General features: G+C 65.2%; 21 protein-coding genes. 3 read left to right on the plus strand and 18 right to left on the minus strand.

Features of this window, described 5'->3' with window-relative positions:
• Positions 1-91: 91 nt before the first annotated feature.
• The 14 genes from ACFU5V_RS23405 to styA form a co-directional block, all read right to left on the minus strand.
• The gene (locus ACFU5V_RS23405; RefSeq protein ID WP_065493725.1) at positions 92-334 is read right to left on the minus strand and encodes a hypothetical protein; all 243 of its coding nucleotides are present in this window, start codon (positions 332-334) and stop codon (positions 92-94) included.
• 159 nt (positions 335-493) lie between these two features.
• Positions 494-1,018 carry a hypothetical protein gene (locus ACFU5V_RS23410; protein ID WP_378702278.1) on the minus strand — a complete coding sequence of 175 codons (525 nt, stop codon included), beginning with the start codon at positions 1,016-1,018 and terminating at the stop codon, positions 494-496.
• Between the two features lie 51 nt (positions 1,019-1,069).
• On the minus strand, positions 1,070-1,717 hold the full coding sequence (locus ACFU5V_RS23415; RefSeq protein WP_378702280.1) for a hypothetical protein: 648 nt from the start codon (positions 1,715-1,717) through the stop codon (positions 1,070-1,072).
• Positions 1,718-2,419 (minus strand): hypothetical protein, encoded by a 702-nt coding sequence (locus ACFU5V_RS23420; protein WP_378702282.1) that lies wholly within the window; start codon positions 2,417-2,419, stop codon positions 1,718-1,720. It lies immediately after the preceding gene.
• A 52-nt stretch (positions 2,420-2,471) separates the two neighbouring features.
• A complete protein-coding gene (locus tag ACFU5V_RS23425) occupies positions 2,472-3,005 on the minus strand; it encodes a hypothetical protein (RefSeq protein WP_219455325.1) in 534 nt (177 codons plus the stop codon).
• 11 nt (positions 3,006-3,016) lie between these two features.
• Entirely contained in the window at positions 3,017-3,670 is a 654-nt protein-coding gene (locus ACFU5V_RS23430; RefSeq protein ID WP_378702284.1) for a hypothetical protein, read from the minus strand.
• Positions 3,667-4,119 carry a hypothetical protein gene (locus ACFU5V_RS23435; protein ID WP_219455329.1) on the minus strand — a complete coding sequence of 151 codons (453 nt, stop codon included), beginning with the start codon at positions 4,117-4,119 and terminating at the stop codon, positions 3,667-3,669. The genes ACFU5V_RS23430 and ACFU5V_RS23435 overlap by 4 nt, the downstream gene beginning before the upstream one ends.
• A gap of 122 nt (positions 4,120-4,241) precedes the next feature.
• Entirely contained in the window at positions 4,242-4,655 is a 414-nt protein-coding gene (locus ACFU5V_RS23440; RefSeq protein ID WP_378702286.1) for a hypothetical protein, read from the minus strand.
• Positions 4,656-4,999: 344 nt separating this feature from the next.
• Positions 5,000-5,785, minus strand: a complete 786-nt coding sequence (locus ACFU5V_RS23445) for a multidrug ABC transporter permease (protein WP_378702288.1) — start codon at positions 5,783-5,785, stop codon at positions 5,000-5,002.
• A complete protein-coding gene (locus ACFU5V_RS23450) occupies positions 5,782-6,729 on the minus strand; it encodes an ABC transporter ATP-binding protein (RefSeq protein ID WP_378702290.1) in 948 nt (315 codons plus the stop codon). Before ACFU5V_RS23450 ends, ACFU5V_RS23445 begins: the two co-directional genes overlap by 4 nt.
• An 82-nt stretch (positions 6,730-6,811) precedes the next feature.
• Positions 6,812-8,302 carry a phenylacetaldehyde dehydrogenase StyD gene (gene styD / locus ACFU5V_RS23455; protein ID WP_378702292.1) on the minus strand — a complete coding sequence of 497 codons (1,491 nt, stop codon included), beginning with the start codon at positions 8,300-8,302 and terminating at the stop codon, positions 6,812-6,814.
• A gap of 76 nt (positions 8,303-8,378) precedes the next feature.
• Complete coding sequence (gene styC / locus ACFU5V_RS23460; protein WP_065493735.1) at positions 8,379-8,885, minus strand: styrene-oxide isomerase StyC; 507 nt, start codon at positions 8,883-8,885, stop codon at positions 8,379-8,381.
• 66 nt (positions 8,886-8,951) lie between these two features.
• Positions 8,952-9,485, minus strand: a complete 534-nt coding sequence (styB, locus tag ACFU5V_RS23465) for a styrene monooxygenase NADH-dependent flavin reductase subunit StyB (RefSeq protein WP_378702294.1) — start codon at positions 9,483-9,485, stop codon at positions 8,952-8,954.
• The gene (styA, locus tag ACFU5V_RS23470; RefSeq protein WP_219455339.1) at positions 9,482-10,762 is read right to left on the minus strand and encodes a styrene monooxygenase subunit StyA; all 1,281 of its coding nucleotides are present in this window, start codon (positions 10,760-10,762) and stop codon (positions 9,482-9,484) included. Before styA ends, styB begins: the two co-directional genes overlap by 4 nt.
• Before the next feature lie 188 nt (positions 10,763-10,950).
• Between styA and ACFU5V_RS23475 the strand changes: the two genes are divergently transcribed.
• The 3 genes from ACFU5V_RS23475 (at position 10,951) to ACFU5V_RS23485 (ending at position 17,195) form a co-directional block, all read left to right on the plus strand.
• On the plus strand, positions 10,951-12,225 hold the full coding sequence (locus ACFU5V_RS23475; RefSeq protein ID WP_378702297.1) for an AraC family transcriptional regulator: 1,275 nt from the start codon (positions 10,951-10,953) through the stop codon (positions 12,223-12,225).
• 257 nt (positions 12,226-12,482) lie between these two features.
• Positions 12,483-13,502, plus strand: a complete 1,020-nt coding sequence (locus ACFU5V_RS23480; protein WP_378702299.1) for a helix-turn-helix domain-containing protein — start codon at positions 12,483-12,485, stop codon at positions 13,500-13,502.
• A gap of 234 nt (positions 13,503-13,736) precedes the next feature.
• Positions 13,737-17,195 (plus strand): protein kinase, encoded by a 3,459-nt coding sequence (locus ACFU5V_RS23485; RefSeq protein ID WP_378702301.1) that lies wholly within the window; start codon positions 13,737-13,739, stop codon positions 17,193-17,195.
• A gap of 30 nt (positions 17,196-17,225) precedes the next feature.
• Here the strand turns inward: ACFU5V_RS23485 and paaI are convergent, their stop codons facing one another.
• The 4 genes from paaI to ACFU5V_RS23505 form a co-directional block, all read right to left on the minus strand.
• Entirely contained in the window at positions 17,226-17,663 is a 438-nt protein-coding gene (paaI, locus tag ACFU5V_RS23490; protein ID WP_378702303.1) for a hydroxyphenylacetyl-CoA thioesterase PaaI, read from the minus strand.
• A 73-nt stretch (positions 17,664-17,736) separates the two neighbouring features.
• Positions 17,737-18,054, minus strand: coding sequence for an EthD family reductase (locus ACFU5V_RS23495; protein WP_378702305.1), 318 nt, complete (start codon positions 18,052-18,054; stop codon positions 17,737-17,739).
• A gap of 38 nt (positions 18,055-18,092) precedes the next feature.
• The gene (gene paaZ, locus ACFU5V_RS23500) at positions 18,093-20,132 is read right to left on the minus strand and encodes a phenylacetic acid degradation bifunctional protein PaaZ (RefSeq protein WP_378702307.1); all 2,040 of its coding nucleotides are present in this window, start codon (positions 20,130-20,132) and stop codon (positions 18,093-18,095) included.
• A gap of 49 nt (positions 20,133-20,181) precedes the next feature.
• Positions 20,182-20,844 (minus strand): TetR/AcrR family transcriptional regulator, encoded by a 663-nt coding sequence (locus ACFU5V_RS23505; protein WP_378702309.1) that lies wholly within the window; start codon positions 20,842-20,844, stop codon positions 20,182-20,184.
• Positions 20,845-21,086 lie beyond the last annotated feature (242 nt).

Genomic DNA, 21,086 nt, shown 5'->3' on the forward strand with positions numbered 1-21,086 from the left:
CTCGCTGCGAACACCATGATGATTTCTCCTGTGCCGAGTCCGACCCGCCCCCGGTGTTTCCGCCAGAGGTAGACGGCGGGCTGTCCGATGGTCAGAGCCCGAACGGGTGGGTCCTGCGGCGGCGAGCGGAACTGGTCACTTTCTCGGAGCAGTACGCACGGAGGTACTGCTTGGCGGGGAACTCGAGTTCGCTGCGGCTGTCGACCACGGTGAGGACACGACGGTAGAACATCTCGGGAGTGAGTCCGAACTCGGGGAAAATATGTTCGTCGCCGCCCCCGTAGTTGCACCACCTCAGGGTGTGCTCGAGCAGGGCCTGGTCGTAGGGATCCATGTCGTTCTCCGTCGTACTCCGGATGGTTGATGCGTGAGGTTTTCCGCACGAGGTGCGGTCTCGTTCGTGCTCCTCCGACGAGCACGAGCGACGCCCGCCGTGCTCACCGTGCTGCGTGGGCAACCGGTGAGCACGGGGGCCGGATGCCAGCTGATCGAGTTACTCCCCGATGACGGGCAAAATCAGCGCGATCCGCAGTTTCGAGTCGATTTCCTGGCCGAGGGCGAGGGACTGGTCCAGCAGCGGACCCAATGTCTGTACCTTGCCGTCGGCGTCGGCGAGGGTCTGCACGATCTGTTCTGCCGGCACGGCGGCGGCATTGGCCTGATCCGTCGCCGCGGCGCCGGCGTCGATGATGCCGCCCAGCGGGGCGTCGGCGGCCGTCAGGGCGTCACCGAGTGCCTGCAGTTGCGTGCCGAGGTCGCCGAGGGTGTGGTCGGCACGGGTGAGGGAATCGAGGACTCCCACCACCTCGGGCAGACCCTGGTTGATGGCGGCGTTGGCGGGAGGTAGTTCTTGCGCACCTGCCAATGCGTCATTGGTGGTCTTGTCCACCGTCTGCGCCTGTGCCACACCGTCTTTGAAGATGTCGTTGGTGATGGCGAGGTCGCGTGTGACGATCAAGATGCCACACAGGAGCGCGATGGTGAAGGCTGCGGCGATTGCCCAGGAGAGCCGAAACATCGTCTGTGTTCTGCCTTTCACTCGGGTGCGGCCGAGTGGCCGCGTCGAGCGTTACGGGGTGGGAGTGGGTGCGACACCGAGTGCTGGAAGGTTGAGGGAGTTGACCGGAGGTCCGACTACGGCGAGCACCGGACCCAACTCCTGAACGTGGCGTGCTTCCTCCTCCACGTTCGCCAGGGTCGCGGCGATGGCGGTGGCCTTCGGCCCGAGCGTGCTCAGAGTGCCTCCGACCGTGATCAAGCCATCGTTGACAGCCTCGAGTTGAGTCGTCACCGACCCGACCGCCGTGGACAGGCCCGCGACGGTGGGACCGGCCTGATTGGCGCGACCGGTCACATTCGCGACCAGATCCGGAAGCGGACCGGCGATCGTACTGACATCGCCGGTGGAGGAATTGAGAGTTTTCGCCTGCCCGGTCAGTTCACCGGCCTTGTCGGTGAGACCCTCGAGGTCGTCGGCCAACGGGCCCAGGGTCTGGATGTCTCCGGAGAGCTGGGCGTGCTTGGGAACGAGGATGCCGGTGAGGGTGTCGAACTGGCCGGCGGAGTCGATGACCTCGAGACTGAGCTGAGATGGCCGACCAAGAGGGTCGACGACGTCGTCGAGACCGGGAAGGAACCCGTTGACGGCGCACAGCAACACCGCCGGTGCCACGCCGAGACCGAGGACAACCCCGAGCCATGCCTTCTTGGTGATCATTCAGTTGCCTCCCGGTGCAGGAATGATGGCGTCTTGGGCGGGAATGAGCGCCAGCTTGTTGGTCGTGCGGGTGAGTTCACCGTTGAGTTGGTTGACCAGGTCGATGGCCGTGGCGAGTTCGTTGTTGACAGCGGAGACCGTGGTGTTGGCGTCCGCGGAGATCTGGTGCAAGGACGCAGCCGACCCCTGCAGGGTGGTGGCCACACCTTCGAGTTGCCCGGCGATCGCGGTGTCACCCTGCCCGGCGGCGAGCAACGCCCGTGCATCCGGCAGCAGCGCCGCAAGGTGGTCGACATCGGTCGCGGTGGCCGTGTTGAGATCCGCCAATACCCCGGCGAGTTCGTCGAGTTGTCGGCGGGCGGTCGCCGGCGCGGTCAGGTCGGCACGCTGGGCGAAGTACTCGTTGGTGGTCCGGAAATTGTCCACGATGGTGCGGGCACTGTCCTGTACGAGCTTGCCTTTGTGTATGGCCATGAGGACCAAGGCGAACAGGATCAGTGCCAGGACCGCGGCCAATCGGCCCATCCATTCGGTGGCCACGGTGAAGCCGTTGTCCGCGGCCACGGTCATCGGCACGTCCGGTCGTTGCGGTATCACGCCCTTGCGGTACGGCAGCGCTGATGCGGGAACATCGAAACGCTGGAATCGGGCCAGGCCGCGGCGTGGATATGCCTCGTCCGGCAGGTCGGTGCCCATCTTCATGTCTCGTCCAGTCGTCGATCGGTTGTCGGTTCACAGGGGAGGGGAAGGTCGATCAGCCCGGCAGCGGCAGCATCTGGTTGATCGTCTGCGCCGCAGCGACCGACCCCTGCAGGTCACTGACCAGGCCCTGCACGACCGCCAACAGTTGCTGTCCCTGATCACCGAAGGCGCGGGCGGATTCCACCAGTGGCAACACGGTGTTCTGAACCTCGCCGAGGATGCCCTGAATGTTCGTCAACTGCTCATTGGTCAGCTGGGCCCCCTCGGTGTTACTGGCCAGCATCTGCGCGGCCGGGGAGATCGCCTCGTCCAGCTTGACCAGCAACGGGCCGAGCGCCGCCGTGGAGTCGAGCGCGGTCTGCGCGGTGTGGGTGAGCTCGGTCAGCTGCTGCAGCTGATTGGTCAGCCGGTCGTTCACATCGACAATCGCCGAGGAGGCGGTGATACTCGTTTCGTTGGCCCGTTGCTGGTTGTCGAGTCGGGTGTTGAGGTTGAACACCACGAACGAGAGCAGGCCGAGCACGCCTACCGCGACGACCGACAGCACCAATCGAGCCGGACCGCCACGGCGTCCGAAGAAAATCACGGGTACATCTCCTACTTTCCGGACAAATCGTTGGCGGATTCTTCCGCGGACAGACGGGCGCTGTGGACCTTCTCGGCGGTCGAGCGGGCGTCGGCGAGGATCGCATCCAAGGTGGCCCGGTTACCGGTAACGGCCGCCGTGGCACCATCGGCCGCGGGTTGCAGCGAATTGATGTGCGCGGTCAAGGTGTCGAGGGAAGCGACCAGGTCGGTCACGTTCGCCCCGGCCTGATTCAGAGTCGCCTGGACATCGCCGCTGATCTGCCCGGTCAAGGTATTCAGTTCCGCGGTCACCGCCGCGTCGGTGCTCAGCACACTCGCCAGCGAGGCCTTCATCTTTTCGAGCGAATCGAACGCGGCGAGAGTGACCTTCTCGTGCTCGACGATCTGGTCCAGGGCCGGGTTGTAATTGCCCGCCGAGACCACCGCCTGATCGAGCCGGTACGGCGTCGCGGTCAGGTCGTAGATCCGTGGATACAGGTAGAACGCGCCGATCGGGATCAACGCGAGCACGAGCAGCCCGCGGGCGACGTGCATCTTCGCCGACGCCCGCGGCGGTTCCGGTTCGAAAGCCTCGGGGTCACCGACGTACGGCAGTTCGAAGACGTCGGTGCGGTCGTCGAGGGCGTGGCTTGACGGGCGCCCTCGGCCCGAAAGCGCGGTCATGCGTCGACGACCGAGACCAACGCGATCGTGCGCAGCGCTGTCACGGTATGGGTCAGCAGCCCCTTGACGACGAGCTTGTGTTTCAGTATTTCCCCGAGAACGGACATGCCCCGGCCGGTGAAGAATCCGACCGGCACCAGGCCACCGGCCTTCATCGGCAGCTGGGAGACATCGAGGATCTGATCGACGGACGCCATGACCGTGACGGCGGGCTTGCCGACGATGTCGTTGTAGACGACGGCCTCGTCACTGCCGAAGATGATGGTGCAGGCCGTCTCGGTGTCGGTGCTGTAGATCGCCACCGGCCGGGAGATGCGGCGCGCGAACTTCACGCGGGACGGGAAGTTCTCGAGATTCTGCCCGAGCAGCATCCCGACGATACCGGCGACGCCGTTGGCGTCTTGGCCGTCGTACATCGTGACGGCGTAGCCCTTCTCGACGGTTGTCATGGGTCAAGGCCTTTCCAAGCATGGTGTTCGGTGACGGTTCGGACCCGCGCGGGACTCGTTCCAGCAGGGACATGAGTCCCGCGCGAGGGGCTAACTGGTGTGAGCGAATTGACGGCGGTCGATTACACGTCCCAGTCGGTGGGGATCTGTCCCCAGGTACGCAGGAACGCGTTGAGGGCGCCGGCATTCTCGATCGCCGCGGACATCGGCCCCTTGGCGAACTTGATCAAACCTTTCATGAGGAGCTTTCCGCCCTCTTCCTCGCCGGCGGCCGCGGTCTGCCAGGTTTCGAAGCTGCCGTTGATGACCAGCCACAGCTCGCTCTGGTCGAAGACGCGCGGCGACCAGGAGACGACCTTGCCCTCCTTGAATTCGAGGTGGCTCGCGACGTCGTCGCGGCCGATCACGCCGAATTCCATCTTGTTGGTGAACGACGACGCGTCCTTGAATCCGGCGAGGACATCCGGGTTCGCGTTGACAGCCTCGCGTGCGGCGTCACACCACTCCTGCGAGAAGAACTTCAGCTTGTCGGTCATGTATCTCATCTCCTTATCTGTTCGCCGGCTCGCGCATCGAGCCGGTCGCGGTGTAGCTAGTGGTGGAGTCCGACGGGATTCGGTGATCTCCGAATGCCTTGCGGTGCATCCACGGAAAATTTGTCCGAGGTGTCCGAAGATCGAGCGGTACCGGTGCCGTGCCGAGGTGTAGGACACACACGTTCCGCTTTGTGACTGCACTCACATCCTGTGCTATTCGACGCAGTCACGTCTTGTCATTCTGCGCTCGGATTGTGCGACGATTCCGAACACTCCCGTGGACCTCAGGTCGCATCTCTCCCAGATGAACGGGTCGCGGTACGGCTCGGTCGAACACGAGAAGGTCAGGAAAAGGAAAACGTCCGTCGCGCCAATGCTGTTGCAGCAGAGGCCCACACCGCCAGAACTATGAGGCCCGACAGCGCGAGGCTGCCGTCGTTCGCCTGGTGGAGCGCGTCGGCGAGGGCGCCCGCGGGAGTGAGCTCGACCAGGTTCTGCACCGTGGACGAGGTGCCGGGTAGCGTCGACATCGAGCACAATCCCAGCTGGACGAACCAAAGGATGTTCGCCAGCGCCAGAACGATTTCGGCACGTAGGCTGCCTCCGAGCAGCAGCCCGAGCGCTGCGAAAGCAGCGGTGCCGACGATGATCACCGCAGCAGTGAGGAGTAGCTCAAGTGGGTTCGGCCGCCAGCCGAGGACTGCCGCGATGCTGCCGAGTAGCAACGTTTGCAGGCCGACTACGATCACGACCGCGGCGCTCTTGCCGGCAATCATTGCCCATGTGGGGATGGCGTTGGCGCCGAGCCGCTTCAGCGCACCGTAGCGGCGGTCGAAGCCGATGGCGATGGCTTGGCCGGTGAACCCGGTGGACATGATCGCCACCGCGAGAACGACAGGGAAAACAGTGTCGACACGTGGGCCCTGCAGAGTTCCGATCGGCAGGACCGTCAGCCCGATCAGAAAGGTGACCGGCAGCATCATCGTCAACAGCTGTTGCTCGCCGTTGCGGAGCAGCAGTGTTGTTTCGAGTCGGGTCAGTGCGGCGAGCATGGCCGGGGCGGTGTTTCTTCGCGGTGCAGGGGCGAAGGTCCCGGCGGTGAACATCATGCCGGGGGTGTGGGTGCTCATCGGTAGCTCAACTCCCGCCCGGTCAGGTCGAGGAAGTAGTCCTCGAGACTGCGCTGCTCGACCTGCAATTCGGTCATGAGCACGTTCATCCCAGTGCACCAGGTGGAGATGGTCGTCAACAACTGCGGGCTCACATGGCCTTCGACCAGGTAGGAGCCGGGGCTGGTTTCGTCGACCCGGTGGGTGCCCGCGAGAGTCGCCCGCAGCGTGGAAAGCTCCAGGCCCGGTAGTGCGGTGAAGCGCACCTGCTGTTCGACTCCGCGACGAACCAATTCGCCCGGAGATCCGGCGGCGACGATTCGTCCGTGGTCGAGGATGACGACCTCGTCGGCGAGGGCCTCCGCTTCGTCCATCAGGTGGGTGGTGAGCACGACGGTGACACCGTCGCGGCGCAAGCTGCCGATCAGCTCCCACACCACGTGGCGCGCTTGCGGATCGAGTCCCGCGGTCGGCTCGTCGAGGAAGACCAGTTCGGGGCGGCCGACGAGCGCACACGCCAGGGACAGGCGCTGCTGCTGGCCGCCGGACAGACGTTTGTACGGGGTGCGGACGACGTCGGTCAGACCCAGCGTGCGCAACAACCAGTCAGGATCGAGGGGAGTCGCCGCGCACTTGGCGACGGTCCGCAGAATCTCCCCGGTGCGGGCCCCGGGGTAGCCACCGCCACCTTGCAGCATGACCCCGATGCGGGGGCGGAGGGCATCGGCGTCGGTGCACGGGTTCGATCCGAGTACGGAGATCTCCCCCTCGTCCGGCGCACTGAACCCTTCGCACATCTCGATGGTGGTGGTCTTGCCCGCCCCGTTGGGTCCGAGCAGGGCCAGCACCCGCCCGGTGGCCAGTTGCAAGTCCACCCCGCCCACCGCGGTGGTGTCGCCGAACCGTTTGACCACGCCTTTCAGTTGTAGACACGGCTGGTCGGTTCTGGGGTGGTAGGTGTTCATTGCTACTCCGGAGGGGCAGAGGGGATTTCGGGGTTCGGGTGGTTGGCCCGGATCGGGGCTCGAGCCAACCAGCCGATCGGATCTAGAGGACGATCGTGACGACCTTTTCCTCGGTGTTGGCGAGGATGCCGGCGTAGCCGAGCTCGCGGCCGATGCCGGAAGTCTTCATCCCGCCCCAGGGCAGCGCCGGGTCGATGGCGGCCCAGCCGTTGACCCAGACGGCACCGGCACGCACCTGACGGGCGAGCGTGTGTGCCCGGGACACGTCCTGCGTCCAGATGCTGGCGGCGAGACCGTACTGGGTGTCGTTGGCCAGACGGATCGCCTCCTCCGGATCGTCGAACGGAATGACCGTGCCGACCGGGCCGAAGATCTCTTCCCGGGCGATGGTCATGTCGTTGGTGGCATCGGCGAAGATCGTCGGCCGCACGAAGTACCCGGAGTGATCGGGCCGGGAACCTCCGGCCGCGACCCGAGCACCTTCCTTCTTGCCCTGCTCGATGTAGGACAGGACGGTGTCCCGCTGCTTGGCGCTGACCAGCGCACCGAGAGTGGTGGACGGATCGAACGGATCGCCGAGAACCTGCGCGTCAGCCGCTCCACTGAGAGCTTCGACAACGTCGTTGTAGAGCGAACGGTGTACGAAGACCCGGGTGCCGGCCGCACAGACCTCGCCCTGGTTGAAGAACAGGCCCATCGCGGTGCCCTGCACTGCAGCCTCGACATTGGCATCATCGAGGATGATCTGCGGCGACTTGCCGCCGAGCTCGAGGGTGACGCGCTTGAACGTGGCCGACGCGCGCTGCTGGATCAGCCGGCCGACCGCAGGCGAGCCGGTGAAGCTGATCTTGTCGACGTCGGGGTGCTCGACGAGCGCGTTGCCGGTGACGGCACCGTTGCCGGGCACGATGCTGACCACACCCGCGGGCAGTCCTGCTTCCTCGAGCAGCTTGCCCAGGTGCAGGATCGACAGCGGTGCTTCCTCCGGCGGCTTCACCACGACGGTGTTACCGCAGGCAAGTGCCGGAGCCAGCTTCCATGCGGCGATCATCAGCGGGGTGTTCCACGGGACGATGGCCCCGATCACGCCGACCGGTTCCCGGACGGTGAACGAATGGGTGGGCTTGCCGAAGTACCCGGCGGTCGGGATGACGCTGCCGGTGACCTTGTCGGCCCAGCCGGCGAAGTGCCGGAACGTGGCGGCTGCGTTGGGGACGTCGAGCATCTTCGGCTGGCCGACGGGCTTGCCGACGTCGAGTGCCTCGAGCGTGGCGAGGATCTCGATGTCGCGCTCGATCAGATCCGCGATCTTGTTCAGGATCTGTCCGCGCACGACGCCGGGGGTCGCGCCCCACGGGCCGCCGAGCTGGGCCCGGGCCGCGCGGACAGCAGCGTCGATGTCGTCCGGGGTGCCGGCCGACACCTCGGCGAGGACCTGTTCTGTAGCGGGGTTGATGTTGGTGAAGACGCCGCCGTCGGAGGCCGGCTGCCAGTTACCGTTGAGGAACAGCTGGGTCGGAGTCCCGGCCGGCAGCGGTGTGCCGACGCCGGGCAGGGTGTCTGCAGTGGTCATCGCGAGTTCTTTCTGGGTAGGTCGAGGGGCGGTGAAGCGGGACCCGAGCTTTCGGATCCGCTCGGTGAAGGTGATCTCAGGCATTTGCCGATTCGATGGCACGATCCTCGGCGTCGGTCTGCCGCAGGGCCTTGAACCCGATGATCGCCAGTGCACCGATCGCCAGGACACCGAAGACGTAGGCCGGTGCCAGAGCGAGGACGCCGAAGATGTTGGTCTCACCGAGGCGGTTCGAGCCGAAGCTCAGGCCGCGGCTGGGGGCGAAGTTGCTGAAGAAGTAGAAGCACACGTTGCCCCAGCCATCCAGCACGATGATGTACCCGAGCTTCTTGGCGGTCTTGAGTGGGAACGCCAGCTTCGGCAGGACCAGGCCGATGGCGATCACCATCATGCCGTTGAGTGCCGGCCCGACGTGGGCCTTCGCCCAGCCTTCGGCGGTTCCGGGGATGTTGAAGTTGATGATGTACCCCGGAACGATCTCGAAGCCGCCGACGAGGTTCATCCACAGGAACAACCCGAAGATCAGCGTGCTGAGGATCATCAGCACTCCGTGTCCGTAAATCTTCCGTTCGAGCGTTTTCATGGTTTCTCCGTGTATCTCAGGTGTTTGTGGGTAAATCGCGTCAGCGGCCGCCCGGGACTACTGACGTCAGCTCTCGCCCAGCGCCGGCTGGTGGTAGGTACTGGCGAAGAACATCAGCGGTGATCCGTCTTCGGATTCGCACCGGGCCACCCGCGCAAGGAACAGGGTGTGGTCGTTGACGGTGATCGTGTCGATGACCTTGCATTCGAAGCGCGCGAGGCTGCCGAACAGGGTAGGAACGTTCTCGCCGGTGACGAACTGGGGATGCCAGTCGTTGTCACGGCTGCCGGCGAAGTAGCGAGAGTGCTTCTGCTGGCTCTTGCTGAGCACGCTCACCCCGTACCAGCCGCTCTTGCTGATCAGCTCGTGCGCGTATCCGGGCTTGAGTGAAATCATCACCGTCGGCGGATCGAGGCTGATCGAGGTGAAGCTGTTGATGGTGGCACCGTGGACGTTGCCGTCGCCATCCTGCATGGTCACTACCGCGATACCGGTAGCGAACAGGGCAACGGAGCTGCGGAACTGCTTCGCGTCAGCAGCGACTTCTACGGGTGCGGGGACAACCTCGGGCGCGGGGGGAGCGTCGGCCGCGCTGGTCATGACTGTGCTCCCGTCTGTGCGAAAGGGCGCTCGGACTCCTCTGCACCGGTCTCGTTCGCCTCGATCCAGGCGACCATGTTCTCCGGGCTCGAGAAGATGTCCCACTGCTTTTCGGGGTAGTTGAAGTTGTCTGTGAACCGGTCCGCGAGCTGGCGGTCCATCATCACGCGGCCGAGGAACTCGACGAAGTGGTTCGGCAATTCCTTGAGGTTGCTGAGCATGAAGTTGGTCCAGCGAGTGGCGCCGAGGACTCGGCCGGCGCGGCGGGCGTCGACGCGCTCGCAGAACAGCTCGTCGTACACCTCGTTGCCGGCGATCTCCTCGCCGAGCACGTGTGCGGCGTACGAAGCCATGTTGCCGCCCTGGCCGAGGACCGGGTCGACGGTCGCGTGCGCGTCGCCGAGCAGAACGGCGAGCTTGCCGTTGTCCAGCTTGACGTGACCGTGGCGGACCGTGGGAGTGACACCGCCCTGGAGGATGTCGAGGTGGCTGTTCGCCACGTCGAACTCCTCCTTGTCGAGGCGCTCGGCGGTGATCGGGTAGTGCTGCTCGAGCTTCTCGATCACCAGGTCGAGGAATGCCCGCGGGTCGTCCTCGTAGCGGGTGTGGGCGAGGACCTCGAGGTCGCTGCCGATGTGGTTCTCGAACACCAGGGCGGTGGCGTCGCCACTGAAGGTGACGGTGGGGATCTCGATCATCTCGCCGGCTCCGGGGGAGATGCAGAAGGTCACGGCCCGGGTCTCGGCAGGCGCGATGCCCTTGAAGAGACCCACACACAGCTGACGCTGCGGCTCGCTGAACGGCGAGCTCTGCTCGTCGCGGGCGAACAGGGTGCCGAGCCCGCCCTTGCCGGTACCGATGACGACCAAGTCGTACTCGTCCGACAGGCCGGTGAGGTCTTCGACACCGATCGGCCGGTATTCGATCTTGCCGCCTCGTTCTTCGAAGTCGCGCATCAGCTGCGGCTGCAGGATTCGGTAGTCCACCGCGCGGCTGGGCTTGGCCAGGTCCCCGTAGGAACGAATGGGCATGCCGGGGATCCCGACGTAGTAGTAGTGACCGAAGTAGCCGTCGTTCGGCCAGTGGTCGATCCCGAGCGCGTCCTCACGGTCGATGGTCACCGAATGGTGCGCCACCGTGTTGAGCAGCCGGATGTTCGCGTACTCCTCGGGGCGACGATCCGTGAAAATCGTTGCATCGATGCCCTTCTCGTTCAGGTACAGACCGAGGTGCAGGCCGGCGGTGCCTGCTCCGACGATGGCGATTCGCTTGCTCATGGAAGGTCTCCTCCTGCTGACGCGTCGGACGCGTCGGTGTGTGTGACACGGGATTTCTGGGTGAGTCGATTGCGCTTGTTTCATGCGCTCGAGGGTGTCTGCACCCGATTACTGTGGTCAGTTGTGACCCGCATCACGAGTATGTACACGCCCGCGCCACCCCGTCATGCAATAGAGCGCACGGATAGTTGGAGAAATCCGCACACCGACTTGCCTACGTGCGCAGCCCTCATCAAAAGCGGCAGCTTGACCGCCCCCCGCGGAGCAAGCGCTGGTGCGTCGGGGACATCGACGAAAGGACGATATGTCCGATCCGGGCACGTCGTGCCCGCGGATCTCGCGTCGGCACAGGCGCCAACCTGCCAAGATCTGGTGTGAACACTTCGGATTCGGCGTTCGGTCGCGACGTCGTCGGTCGCGTAACCTGGGTTTTTGGAGGCGAGAAGACGATGCAGGAGTCACCACGGGCGGCGGATGACGCAGCCGGTGAAGCAGAGGAACGTGAGGTCCGGGCGTTCGACGCCCACGACCGCGACGAGGCTCAAGCGGCGCTCGGGACTACCTACTTCTCGCACCAACTGCATCAACTCAGCGGGGGCGACGACATGGAAATGTCCCTGCATATGGTTCATCTCGGCCCGCTGACGGTGGGGCGACTCTCCTACGGTGTCGAGGTCGGTCTCGACTTCGGCGAACTCGGCAACGCCTACAACGTCGCCATCCCCGTCGCCGGTCGACATGACACGGAATCCGCAGGCCAAAGTCACATTTTCACCCCAGGTCAGGCGTGCATCTACCTCCCGCACCGGGCCACGAAGATCACCAGGTGGAGCGCGGACGGCGCCCAATACGGGATCAAGTTCGACCGCGACTATCTCGAGGCTGAACTCCAGGAAATGCTCGGACGGCCCACGCGTGCACCGGTAACGTTCGACCCGGTGCTCGACCTGACAAATCCGCAGGTCAACAGCTGGCTGGCACTGGTGAAGACCCTCGTGTCAGACCTGGATACCGACCACAGCATGCTCTACTCTCCGCTCGTTTCCAGGCCCCTTGTCGAGGCTCTGACCAGGGGTTTGCTGGTGTCGGCAGACCATGACCAGCGGGAGTTGCTCGATTTGCGGGCGCCGGCCGCGCGCCCGCGGACGGTCAAGGCGGCGATCGATGCCATGCACGCTCATCCCGAAGAACCTTGGACCGTGCGCACCCTCGCCGAGCTGGTCGGCGGCAGTGTGCGCACCCTGCAGGACGGATTCGCCCGGTACGTCGGCGCTGCACCGATGGCGTATCTGCGTGGGATCCGCCTCGAACGCGCGCACGAAGACCTGGTCGCGGCCGACCCGGTCCATAGTGCGGTGTCGGATATCGCCTACCGCTGGGGCTTTCGGCACCTCGGTCGTTTCTCCGTCGAGTATCGCAAGCGATACGGCCAACCTCCGTCGGTGACCTTGACCAAGGCATGACGCACGGCCGGATAGGCAGAGTGACAAAGTCTTTGCGCAGAGTGGATAGTCTCTGCGTTCTCCGGACAATGCCCCACCCCTGACAGGGCTACTGTTGCCGACAGAGGACAGAAACACCCTGAGCAGAGGCCAAAAACCTTTGTTCCCAAAGGGGTGTCTGCTTCTGAAAACTTGCTTGCCGCGTGAGCGACGAGCAACGACAGCCACCGAACGGTGCCGACACGGCACCGCGGCCAGCTGGGAGTGAGGACAGATCCGTGAGTTCCCTGTATTCGTTCAATGACTTTCCCGCACAAGAGAAGTTCGGCGCATGGCGGGAAACGGTATCCAACGCATTCGTGCCGCTCGATGCCGAGTCTCACGCCCCCGGCGTCTTCGATGGACACCTGTTGACCGAAGCGATCGGGGCACTGCAGGTCTCCGAGGTGACCGGGGGAGCGGTCGAGGTCCGCCGCACCCCCGAGGCTATCCGCCGGTCCGATCCCGGGTATTTGAAACTGGGGATGCAGCTGCGCGGATACTGCGTCCTGACGCAGGACGACCGTGAGGCGGCGCTGACCCCGGGGGATTTCAGCATCTACGACACCCGACGCCCCTACCAAGTTGCGTTCGAACGGGACTTCGCGCAGTTGGTGGTGATGTTTCCCTCCGAGCTGATTCATCTGCGGCCCGACGCGTTAAAAGACATGACCGCTCATCGTGTCTCCGGTCGCCGGGGCGTCGGCGAACTCGTGTCCAAATTTCTGGTCGGTATTGCCGAGCAACTCCGCGGTGTCGAAGAGCTCGCCGCCAACCAACAACTGTCGAATGGGGTTCTCAATCTGCTGGCCGCAGCTCTTTCCGAACAGCTCGGCTGCGAATCGAATGTGCCCCCGGAAACGCACCGGGCCGCCCTGGTGCTGCAGATCAAATCGTTCATCGACGCCCGGCTCTACGATCCCGAGCTCAGTTCGGCGCTGATCGCCCGCGCCCATAACATTTCGTCTCGCTATCTACAGAAGATGTTCGAGGGCGAAGAAACCACCGTCACCGAGTGGATCCGCCTCCGACGTCTCGAACACTGCCGCCGCGATCTGGTCGATCCTCGAAACAGTGCGACACCGATCGCGACGATCGCCGCCCAATGGGGCCTCCTCGACTCCTCGTACTTTTCCAAGCTGTTCAAAACCACCTACGGCATCTCACCCCGGCAGTATCGGGCACAGGCACTCGTCACCGGCCACGACATCGTCCCGCAGGCCTGGGAGCGGAACTACGCGAGTTCGCCTGCGAGCTGATCGCCACGCGCATACTGAAGTGGGTCGATCCAGGACGGTGACCGTTAGAGGCCGGAACATCTCCGGGCCACCGGGGTTGTCGTGGTGGAACGATCGCCCACCTGTCTGTGCACGGCGATGGTCGAGGAGAGATGCGCTCACACCCACGACAACGACGCGGCCACCGTCCGACGGTGCCCGGATACCGCGCGGCGAGCATTCTGCCCGTGCCGGGTGCGACGTAGGACGGATGAAATGTCTTTGCATCCGGGTGATCCCGAGCCGACCCAGGCTGATGCGGGCCCGACACTCGAGGACGAGTTCGCCGAGGCCGGATTCGAGGACGCCCGCGAGATCGGCCGCGGCGGGTTCGGGGTCGTTTACCGGTGCCGGCAAACGGAGCTGCACCGCAGTGTGGCGATCAAGGTGCTCTTCACCGAGGACACGGACCAGGACCATCACGCCCGATTCCTGCGCGAGCAACAGGCGATGGGCACCTTGTCCGGACATCCGAACATCGTCGACGTCCTGCAAACCGGGGTGACCTCGCGCGGACGTCCCTACATCGTCATGCCGTATCACCCCGGCGCCTCGCTCGACGCCCGCATCCGTCAGCACGGACCTCTGTCCGTACACGAAGTCCTGACCATCGGTGTCAAACTCGCCGGGGCCATTCACCTCGCGCACCGCGCGGGCATCGTGCACCGCGACGTCAAGCCCGCCAACATCCTGATCACCGCCTACGGGGAGCCGCAACTGACCGACTTCGGTATCGCCCGGGTCAGCGGCGGATTCGAAACCACCACCGGCACCGTCGCAGGTTCCCCGTCGTTCACGGCCCCCGAGGTCCTCGAGGGAGAAACCCCCACCATCACGTCGGACGTCTACAGGCTCGCGGTCACCCTCTATTGTCTGCTCACCGGCCACTCCCCGTTCGAACGCAGACCCGGCGAACGGATCGTCGCCCAGTTCCTACGTATCACCGGTGAACCGGTTCCCGACCTGCGTCCCACCGGCGTCCCGGACACGGTCTGCACCATCCTCGAGCAGGCGATGTCCCGCGAACCCGCCGAGCGTCCCGGTACCGTCGCCGAATTCGCCGAAAAGCTGCGCGACGCGCAGCGGCAGCTGGGCCTACCGGCCGACGACATGGCGCTACCCGATGACCTCACCGGTTCGCGCGAACCGGTCGAGGCCACCGCGGCGGCCACCACGTCACCACCACGCACGCCCTCTTCCACTGTGCCACCGAGCGCCTCGACGAAGTTCCGGCCGCCCACCCCGACCCGTGCCCTCGTCCCCCGGGCCCGGCTGCTCGACCTGCTCCAAGCCGGGCAGCGCCGACGGCTGGTCCTCATCCACGCACCCGCCGGCTTCGGGAAGAGCACCCTCGCAGCCCAGTGGCGCGAGCATCTGATCGCCGCGGGCACTCCGGTGGCCTGGCTGAGCATCGACACCGACGACAACAACACGGTCTGGTTCCTCGCTCACCTGATCGAGGCCATCCGCATGGTGCGTCCCGCCCTCGCTCACGAACTCGGACAAGTTCTCGAAGAACACGGTGACGACGCCGAACGGTATGTGCTCACCTCACTGATCAACGACATCCACGAGACGGGCGAACTGCTCGTGGTGATCATCGACGACTGGCACCGCATCACCGATCCGACCACGCTCGAGACCATCGACTTCCTGCTTACCAACAGCTGCCACCACCTGCAGGTCGTGGTGACCAGCCGCAGCCGAACCGGGCTACCCCTGAGCCGGCTGCTGGTCCGGGACGAACTGGTCGAAATCGACGCCGCCGCTCTGCGCTTCGACGACGAGGAAGCTCGGTCCTTCCTCGTCGACCTGGCAGGTCTCACCCTGGCCACGGATGACGTCGCCCGCTTGCGCACCTTCACCGACGGATGGGTGGCGGCCCTGCAACTGGCGTCACTGTCACTGCGCGGCCGCGAGGACCCCACCAGTTTGATCGCGCACCTGTCCGGCCGGCACCACGCGATCGGCGACTACCTCGCCGAGAATGTCCTCAACACCCTCGAACCCGACATCCTGGACTTCCTGCTGCGCACCTCGATCACCGAACGACTTTGCGGCCCCCTCGCTGGGCGGCTGGCCGGCATCCCCCGCGGGCAGGCAATGCTCGAACACATCGAGGGACGCGACCTGTTCCTCCGCAGGCTCGACGACGACGGCGAATGGTTTCGGTATCACCACCTTTTCGCCGACTTCCTCCGTCGCCGCCTCGAACGCGACCACCCAGACCTTGTCGCGGACCTGCATTCTGCGGCCGCGCAGTGGTTCGCCGATCACTCCATGCTCAGTGAGGCGGTCGACCACGCCCTTGCCGCCGGCGACCCCGACACTGCGGCAGATCTCGTCGAGGCAGAGGGGATGCTGCTGATCGAGCACTCCCACATGGCCACACTGCTGGGACTGACCGCCAAACTCGCCCTCGAGCACGTGCGTGTCCGCCCACGACTGCAGATCGCGGTGGCCTGGGCCCATGTCCTACTGCACCACCGGCCCCAACCGATCCACGATGCCCTCCGCAGCGCCGAATCCACACTCGAACATATGCGCACCACCAACGAGGATGCCGACGACCTGCTCGCCGAGGTCTCCCTCGTCCGGGGAGTCAGTGAGTTGTTCTCCGACCACGTCGTCGGCTTGGACGAACGGATCGCCGAATGCCTCGCCCGCCCCGACACACTGCGCCCGTTCGTCGTCTCTGCGGCGGCCAACGTTGCCGCATTTCAAGCGATCTATACCTTCGATTTCACCGGTGCCCGCCGCTGGCAGGAGTGGGCCACCCCTTACCACGAACGCACCACTGGCCCGTTCAGCGTGATGTACGGGGCATGTTTCAGCGGTATCGCTGCCATGGAGCAACTCGACACCGCCGCCGCTCATGACGCGTTTCGCGCCGCGCAACAACTTGCCCGGCAGATCGGCGGACACTCCTCGCATGCCGTGCGGCTGGCCGGAGCGATCCTCGCTGACCTGATGTACGAGCAGGGGCACATCGAGGACGCCGAACAGCTTCTCGACGAGAGTTACAAACTCGGGTCCGAAGGCGGGGTCGTGGACTTCATGCTCGCCACCTACGGCACCGGAGCCCGGATCAAGGCCGTGCGCGGTGACCGACCCGCGGCGGAGCAACGTCTACGAGAAGGTGCCGAGATCGCCGCCAACCTGTCGCTTCCACGACTAGCGGCCCGGATCGAGAACGAGCGTATCCGGGCAGGTCTGATCACGAAGCGCCGCAAAAGTGAACGCCCACCGCTGACCGGTGCGGGTTCCGACGGCATTGCGGCGATTACCGCCGAACTCGACACCGACTCGACCATCCGGCTTCTGCTCGTCGATGCCAATGTGGGCAACACCGATCAGGCCATCACGTTGGCCACTGAGCTCATCGCCCGCGCCAGGCACTCGGCGCGACCGCGTGCCGAACTGCGGGCACATCTACTTCTCACCTGTGCGTTGCATGCCGCTGGCCGTACCGACGACGCCGTCAGCGAACTCGTGCCCGCCGTCCTCACCTGCACCGAGCATGGCCTCGTCCGCCCTCTGCTGGACGCAGGACCGGGAATAGGCGAGGTCCTCACTGCCCTGGACAGCGCCGTGCACGCACATCCCTGGCCACCTGGCTGGTCGGATGCTGCCGACGCTTACCTCAGCGGCCTGCTCCGCGGGGCTGGAACCTGACACGCGGCCACCAATTGGGGGCCGCCGATCTCACGTCCTGTCCGGTGTCGCCTTCGCGCGGCCGATCACGCGACTGTCGCCGCGGAACTCGGCGATGACGTCGTCGCCGCGGCGGACGGTGACGTCGTAGAGGCCGTTGCGCCCGTAGCGGGCCCGCTCCACCGCCTCGGCGACGAGGGTGTCGCCGAGCCGGGTGGAGGTGAGGAACCGGATGTCGGCGCGGGCGGCGACCGCGGGGGAGTCGTACCCGTTGCATGCCATCGCGAATGCGGTGTCGGCGAGGGTGAACACGAAGCCGCCGTGGGTGATGCCGTGGCCGTTGACCATGGTCTCACCCACGACCATCGACGCGACCGCGCGGCCGGGGCTGAGCTCGAGGATCTCGATGCCGAGCGCCTTCGACGCGACATCGGACTCGAACATCTCCTGCGCCACCCGGCACTGACCCGCTTCGACCTCGACTGGCATACGTCCTCTTCCCTCTTGCGTGTTGAAACTCGGCCGGACCCCCTCTGAACAGGGCAGGGGTCCGGCCGAAGACTTATGCGGTGACGACCGAAAGCTCTTCCTGGGTATACATCGTCACACCACCGGTGGCGAAATTCGCCACGTCCGCGGCCGCCGCGCCCATCTCCTCCGATGTCAAGGCGTTGTGCAGCGTTTCGGTGTCCGGGAAGAACAGACTCGCGACACCGTAGTACGGAGGCGTATCACCCTCGAGCGCACTGCATTTGCCCCACGTGAACTCGGCAAGCCCGGGGATCTTACGGGCCAGCGGCATGTGGGTCTCGCGGTAGTAGGCGTCGAACGCCTCGGGGTCGTCGGGGTGACCGTAACAAACGACAACTTTCAGACTCATATCTCTTCCTTCTCATCGGCGCCGCCGGAGGCGACGCTCTATTCGGGGTCGCCCTTGGCGACGAGGGTGAGAACGTCGTACGTCGCGACGGGGTCGCCGTCCTGGTTGACGACGACTGCATCCCAGCGGACTTCACCGTAGTCGGCGCTGCTGCGCGGGGTGATGAGCTTCGCGGTCAGGGTGACGGTGAGGCTGTCGTCGGCCTTGACGGGGGTGAGGAACCGGAGGTTGTCGACGCCGAAGTTGGCGAGGACGGGACCGGGGTTGGGTTCGACGAACAGGCCGGCGGCGAGGGAGACCACCAGGTACCCGTGGGCGACGATGCCCCCGAACAGCGGGTTGGCGGCGGCGGCCTCGGGGTCGGTGTGCGCGTAGAACGTGTCGCCGGTGAACTCGGCGAAGTGGTCGATGTCGGCGAGCGTGACCTGGCGGGGGCCGCCGACGATGGTGTCGCCGATCCGCAACTGCGCGAGGTTCTTCCGGAACGGGTGGACGCCGTCGTCGTTGCGCTGGGAGCCGGTGACCCACTTGTTCCCGACCGCGGTGAGGATGTCGGGGGTGGCCTGGACCGCGGTGCGTTGCATGTGGTGCAGGATGCCGCGGATGCCGCCGAGTTCCTCGCCGCCGCCGGCGCGTCCGGGTCCGCCGTGCACGAGGACGGGCAGCGGTGAGCCGTGGCCGGTGGATTCCTTGGCGTCGTCGCGGTTGAGGACGAGGACGCGGCCGTGGAACGGGGCGAGGCCCAGGACGATGTCGCGGGCGAGTGCGGTGTCGCGGGTGACGAGGGAGGCGACGAGGCTGCCCTTGCCGCGGGCGGCGAGTGCGATGACCTCGTCGGTGCTGTCGTATCCGATGACGGTGCTGACGGGACCGAACGCCTCGATGTCGTGGGGTTCGGTGGCGTCCTTGTCGTCGGAGCGCAGCAGGATCGGCGGCAGGAATGCGCCGGTCGCCTTGTCGGCGCCGACGACGTCGAAGTTGTCCGGGTCGCCGACGACGATCTGCGCCGACTTGGTGAGGCCGCGGAGCGACTTCAGCACCTCGTCGCGCTGCTCGACGCTCACCACCGGGCCCATGGTGACGCCTTCGGCGTCGGGGGCGCCGACCACCACGCGGGACAGCCGGGCCTCGACCGCGGCGATGACATCGTCCATCAGCGCGGACGGTACGAGGGCGCGCCGGATGGCGGTGCACTTCTGGCCGGCCTTCACCGTCATCTCGGTGACGAGTTGCTTGACGTAGAGGTCGAATTCTTCGCTGCCCGGTTCGACGTCGGAACCGAGGATCGAGGCGTTCAGCGAGTCGGCCTCGGCGGTGAAGTGCAGACCGGTGCCGACCACGCTGGGATGTGAGCGCAGCAGGGAGGCGGTGTCGGCGGAGCCGGTGAAGGACACCATGTCCTGCCCCTCGAGTTCATCCAACAACCCCGCGGGAGAACCGCACAGCAGCTGGACGGAGCCCTCGGGCAGCAGACCGGATTCGATGATGCGACGGAACACGAGTTCGGTGAGGTAGGCCGACTGGCTCGCGGGCTTCACGATCGACGGGACGCCGGCGATGAACGCGGGGGCGAGCTTCTCGAGGAAACCCCACACCGGGAAGTTGAACGCGTTGATCTGGACGGCGACGCCGCGGCGCGAGGTGTAGACGTGCTGGCCGAGGAATGTGCCCTTCTTGCCGAGCTGTTCGAACGCTCCGTCGAGGTAGACGGTGTCGTTGGGGAGTTCCCGCCTGGCCTTGCTGGCGTAGCTGAGGAGGGTGCCGAAGCCGCCGTCGATGTCGACGCCGGAGTCGCGCTTGGTGGCGCCGGTGGAGGTGGAGAGGGCGTAGAACTCGTCCTTGCCTGCCATGAGTGTGAGGGCGAGTGCCTTGAGGGCGGCGGCGCGCTCGTGGAAGGTCAGCTTCGCGAGGGCCGGTCCGCCGACCTCGCGGGCGTAGGTCACCATCTCGCCGAGGTCGAGACCGGTCGCGGAGATGCGCGCCACCTCGGAGCCGTCGACCGCGCTCAGCAGCGGGGTTCCCTCGTCCGGCGCGGTGTACCAGCGTCCGGCGGCGTAGCTTTCCAGTAACTTGCTCACGACAACTCCATTTCACCGTACGTTCGGTCGGTAATAAGAATTGTCGCAATTAGCTCCCGTTGTCAAGAGTCTGAAATTGTGAGCCTTGAATTTCTCCGCTGCGCCGGCGGCGCAAGCCTTCGAACGTGAATGCCACGACCGTATTGGCCAACTCGGTGGCCGACTCGCCGGTGCGGGGGCGGTACCACTCGATCAACGAATTGACTGTGCCGAACATCAGGCGACCTATCAGGGCTGGATCGACGCTGGTCGCCAAATCCCCCTCTTCGGCTGCGGAAATGGCCAGATTGGTGACGAAGCAATCGAACTCGCGGCGCCGGGTCAGAGCGCGGCGCTCTACCGCGGTGTTTCCTCGAACCCGAAGCAACAAGGTGACATACGGCAGCTCCTCGAGTAGGACGTAGACACTTCGCTGTACGACGTATTCGAGACGCTCCATCGCGCGCCCGGTCCCCGCCGCGGGCTCGGCGATGACTTCGAACAAGGCGTTCAGCGCCCGCGTCAACGCGAGCTCGAGCAGTTCGGTCTTTCCTGAAACATGGTGATAAATAGATGATTTGGAGATGCCGAGCCTGATGGCGAGCGTCTCCATGCTGGTTCCGTCGAAACCCTTCTCGTTAAAGACTTCGACCGCCACGGAAAGAAGGGAATCGAGGTCGTATCCGGGTCGGCCGGGCAGCCCCGAAGGGCGCCTCGCGGGCAATGCGGTCATGGGTTCATCCTGCAGCACAGTTCGGCAAATGAGTCGGCCACCCTATTTGTTCGCTCCAGTCCAACTATTTGTTCGCAATTCTCCTTGTCAGCCGACCGAAGATTCGGTTATTAATAGATGTACGACACCCACCGTGAAGGAGTAAGCGTGGCCGAAGTGTTTCTGGTGGACGGAGCCCGTACCCCGCAGGGTCGGTACGGCGGAGCGCTCGCAGGAGTGCGCCCCGACGACCTTGCGGGTCT

Origin of the sequence: Rhodococcus sp. NPDC057529, assembly GCF_042802055.1 — a bacterium.
GTDB lineage: Bacteria > Actinomycetota > Actinomycetes > Mycobacteriales > Mycobacteriaceae > Rhodococcus_F.

Excerpts from the sequence above, each read along its gene's own strand:
- ACFU5V_RS23405 (WP_065493725.1), bottom strand. The coding sequence starts at position 334 with ATGGATCCCTACGACCAGGCCCTGCTCGAGCACACCCTGAGGTGGTGC.
- ACFU5V_RS23410 (WP_378702278.1), bottom strand. The coding sequence starts at position 1,018 with ATGTTTCGGCTCTCCTGGGCAATCGCCGCAGCCTTCACCATCGCGCTC.
- ACFU5V_RS23415 (WP_378702280.1), bottom strand. The coding sequence starts at position 1,717 with ATGATCACCAAGAAGGCATGGCTCGGGGTTGTCCTCGGTCTCGGCGTG.
- ACFU5V_RS23420 (WP_378702282.1), bottom strand. The coding sequence starts at position 2,419 with ATGAAGATGGGCACCGACCTGCCGGACGAGGCATATCCACGCCGCGGC.
- ACFU5V_RS23430 (WP_378702284.1), bottom strand. The coding sequence starts at position 3,670 with ATGACCGCGCTTTCGGGCCGAGGGCGCCCGTCAAGCCACGCCCTCGAC.
- ACFU5V_RS23435 (WP_219455329.1), bottom strand. The coding sequence starts at position 4,119 with ATGACAACCGTCGAGAAGGGCTACGCCGTCACGATGTACGACGGCCAA.
- ACFU5V_RS23440 (WP_378702286.1), bottom strand. The coding sequence starts at position 4,655 with ATGACCGACAAGCTGAAGTTCTTCTCGCAGGAGTGGTGTGACGCCGCA.
- ACFU5V_RS23445 (WP_378702288.1), bottom strand. The coding sequence starts at position 5,785 with ATGAGCACCCACACCCCCGGCATGATGTTCACCGCCGGGACCTTCGCC.
- ACFU5V_RS23450 (WP_378702290.1), bottom strand. The coding sequence starts at position 6,729 with ATGAACACCTACCACCCCAGAACCGACCAGCCGTGTCTACAACTGAAA.
- styD (WP_378702292.1), bottom strand. The coding sequence starts at position 8,302 with ATGACCACTGCAGACACCCTGCCCGGCGTCGGCACACCGCTGCCGGCC.
- styC (WP_065493735.1), bottom strand. The coding sequence starts at position 8,885 with ATGAAAACGCTCGAACGGAAGATTTACGGACACGGAGTGCTGATGATC.
- styB (WP_378702294.1), bottom strand. The coding sequence starts at position 9,485 with ATGACCAGCGCGGCCGACGCTCCCCCCGCGCCCGAGGTTGTCCCCGCA.
- styA (WP_219455339.1), bottom strand. The coding sequence starts at position 10,762 with ATGAGCAAGCGAATCGCCATCGTCGGAGCAGGCACCGCCGGCCTGCAC.
- ACFU5V_RS23485 (WP_378702301.1), top strand. The coding sequence starts at position 13,737 with ATGTCTTTGCATCCGGGTGATCCCGAGCCGACCCAGGCTGATGCGGGC.
- paaI (WP_378702303.1), bottom strand. The coding sequence starts at position 17,663 with ATGCCAGTCGAGGTCGAAGCGGGTCAGTGCCGGGTGGCGCAGGAGATG.
- ACFU5V_RS23495 (WP_378702305.1), bottom strand. The coding sequence starts at position 18,054 with ATGAGTCTGAAAGTTGTCGTTTGTTACGGTCACCCCGACGACCCCGAG.
- ACFU5V_RS23505 (WP_378702309.1), bottom strand. The coding sequence starts at position 20,844 with ATGACCGCATTGCCCGCGAGGCGCCCTTCGGGGCTGCCCGGCCGACCC.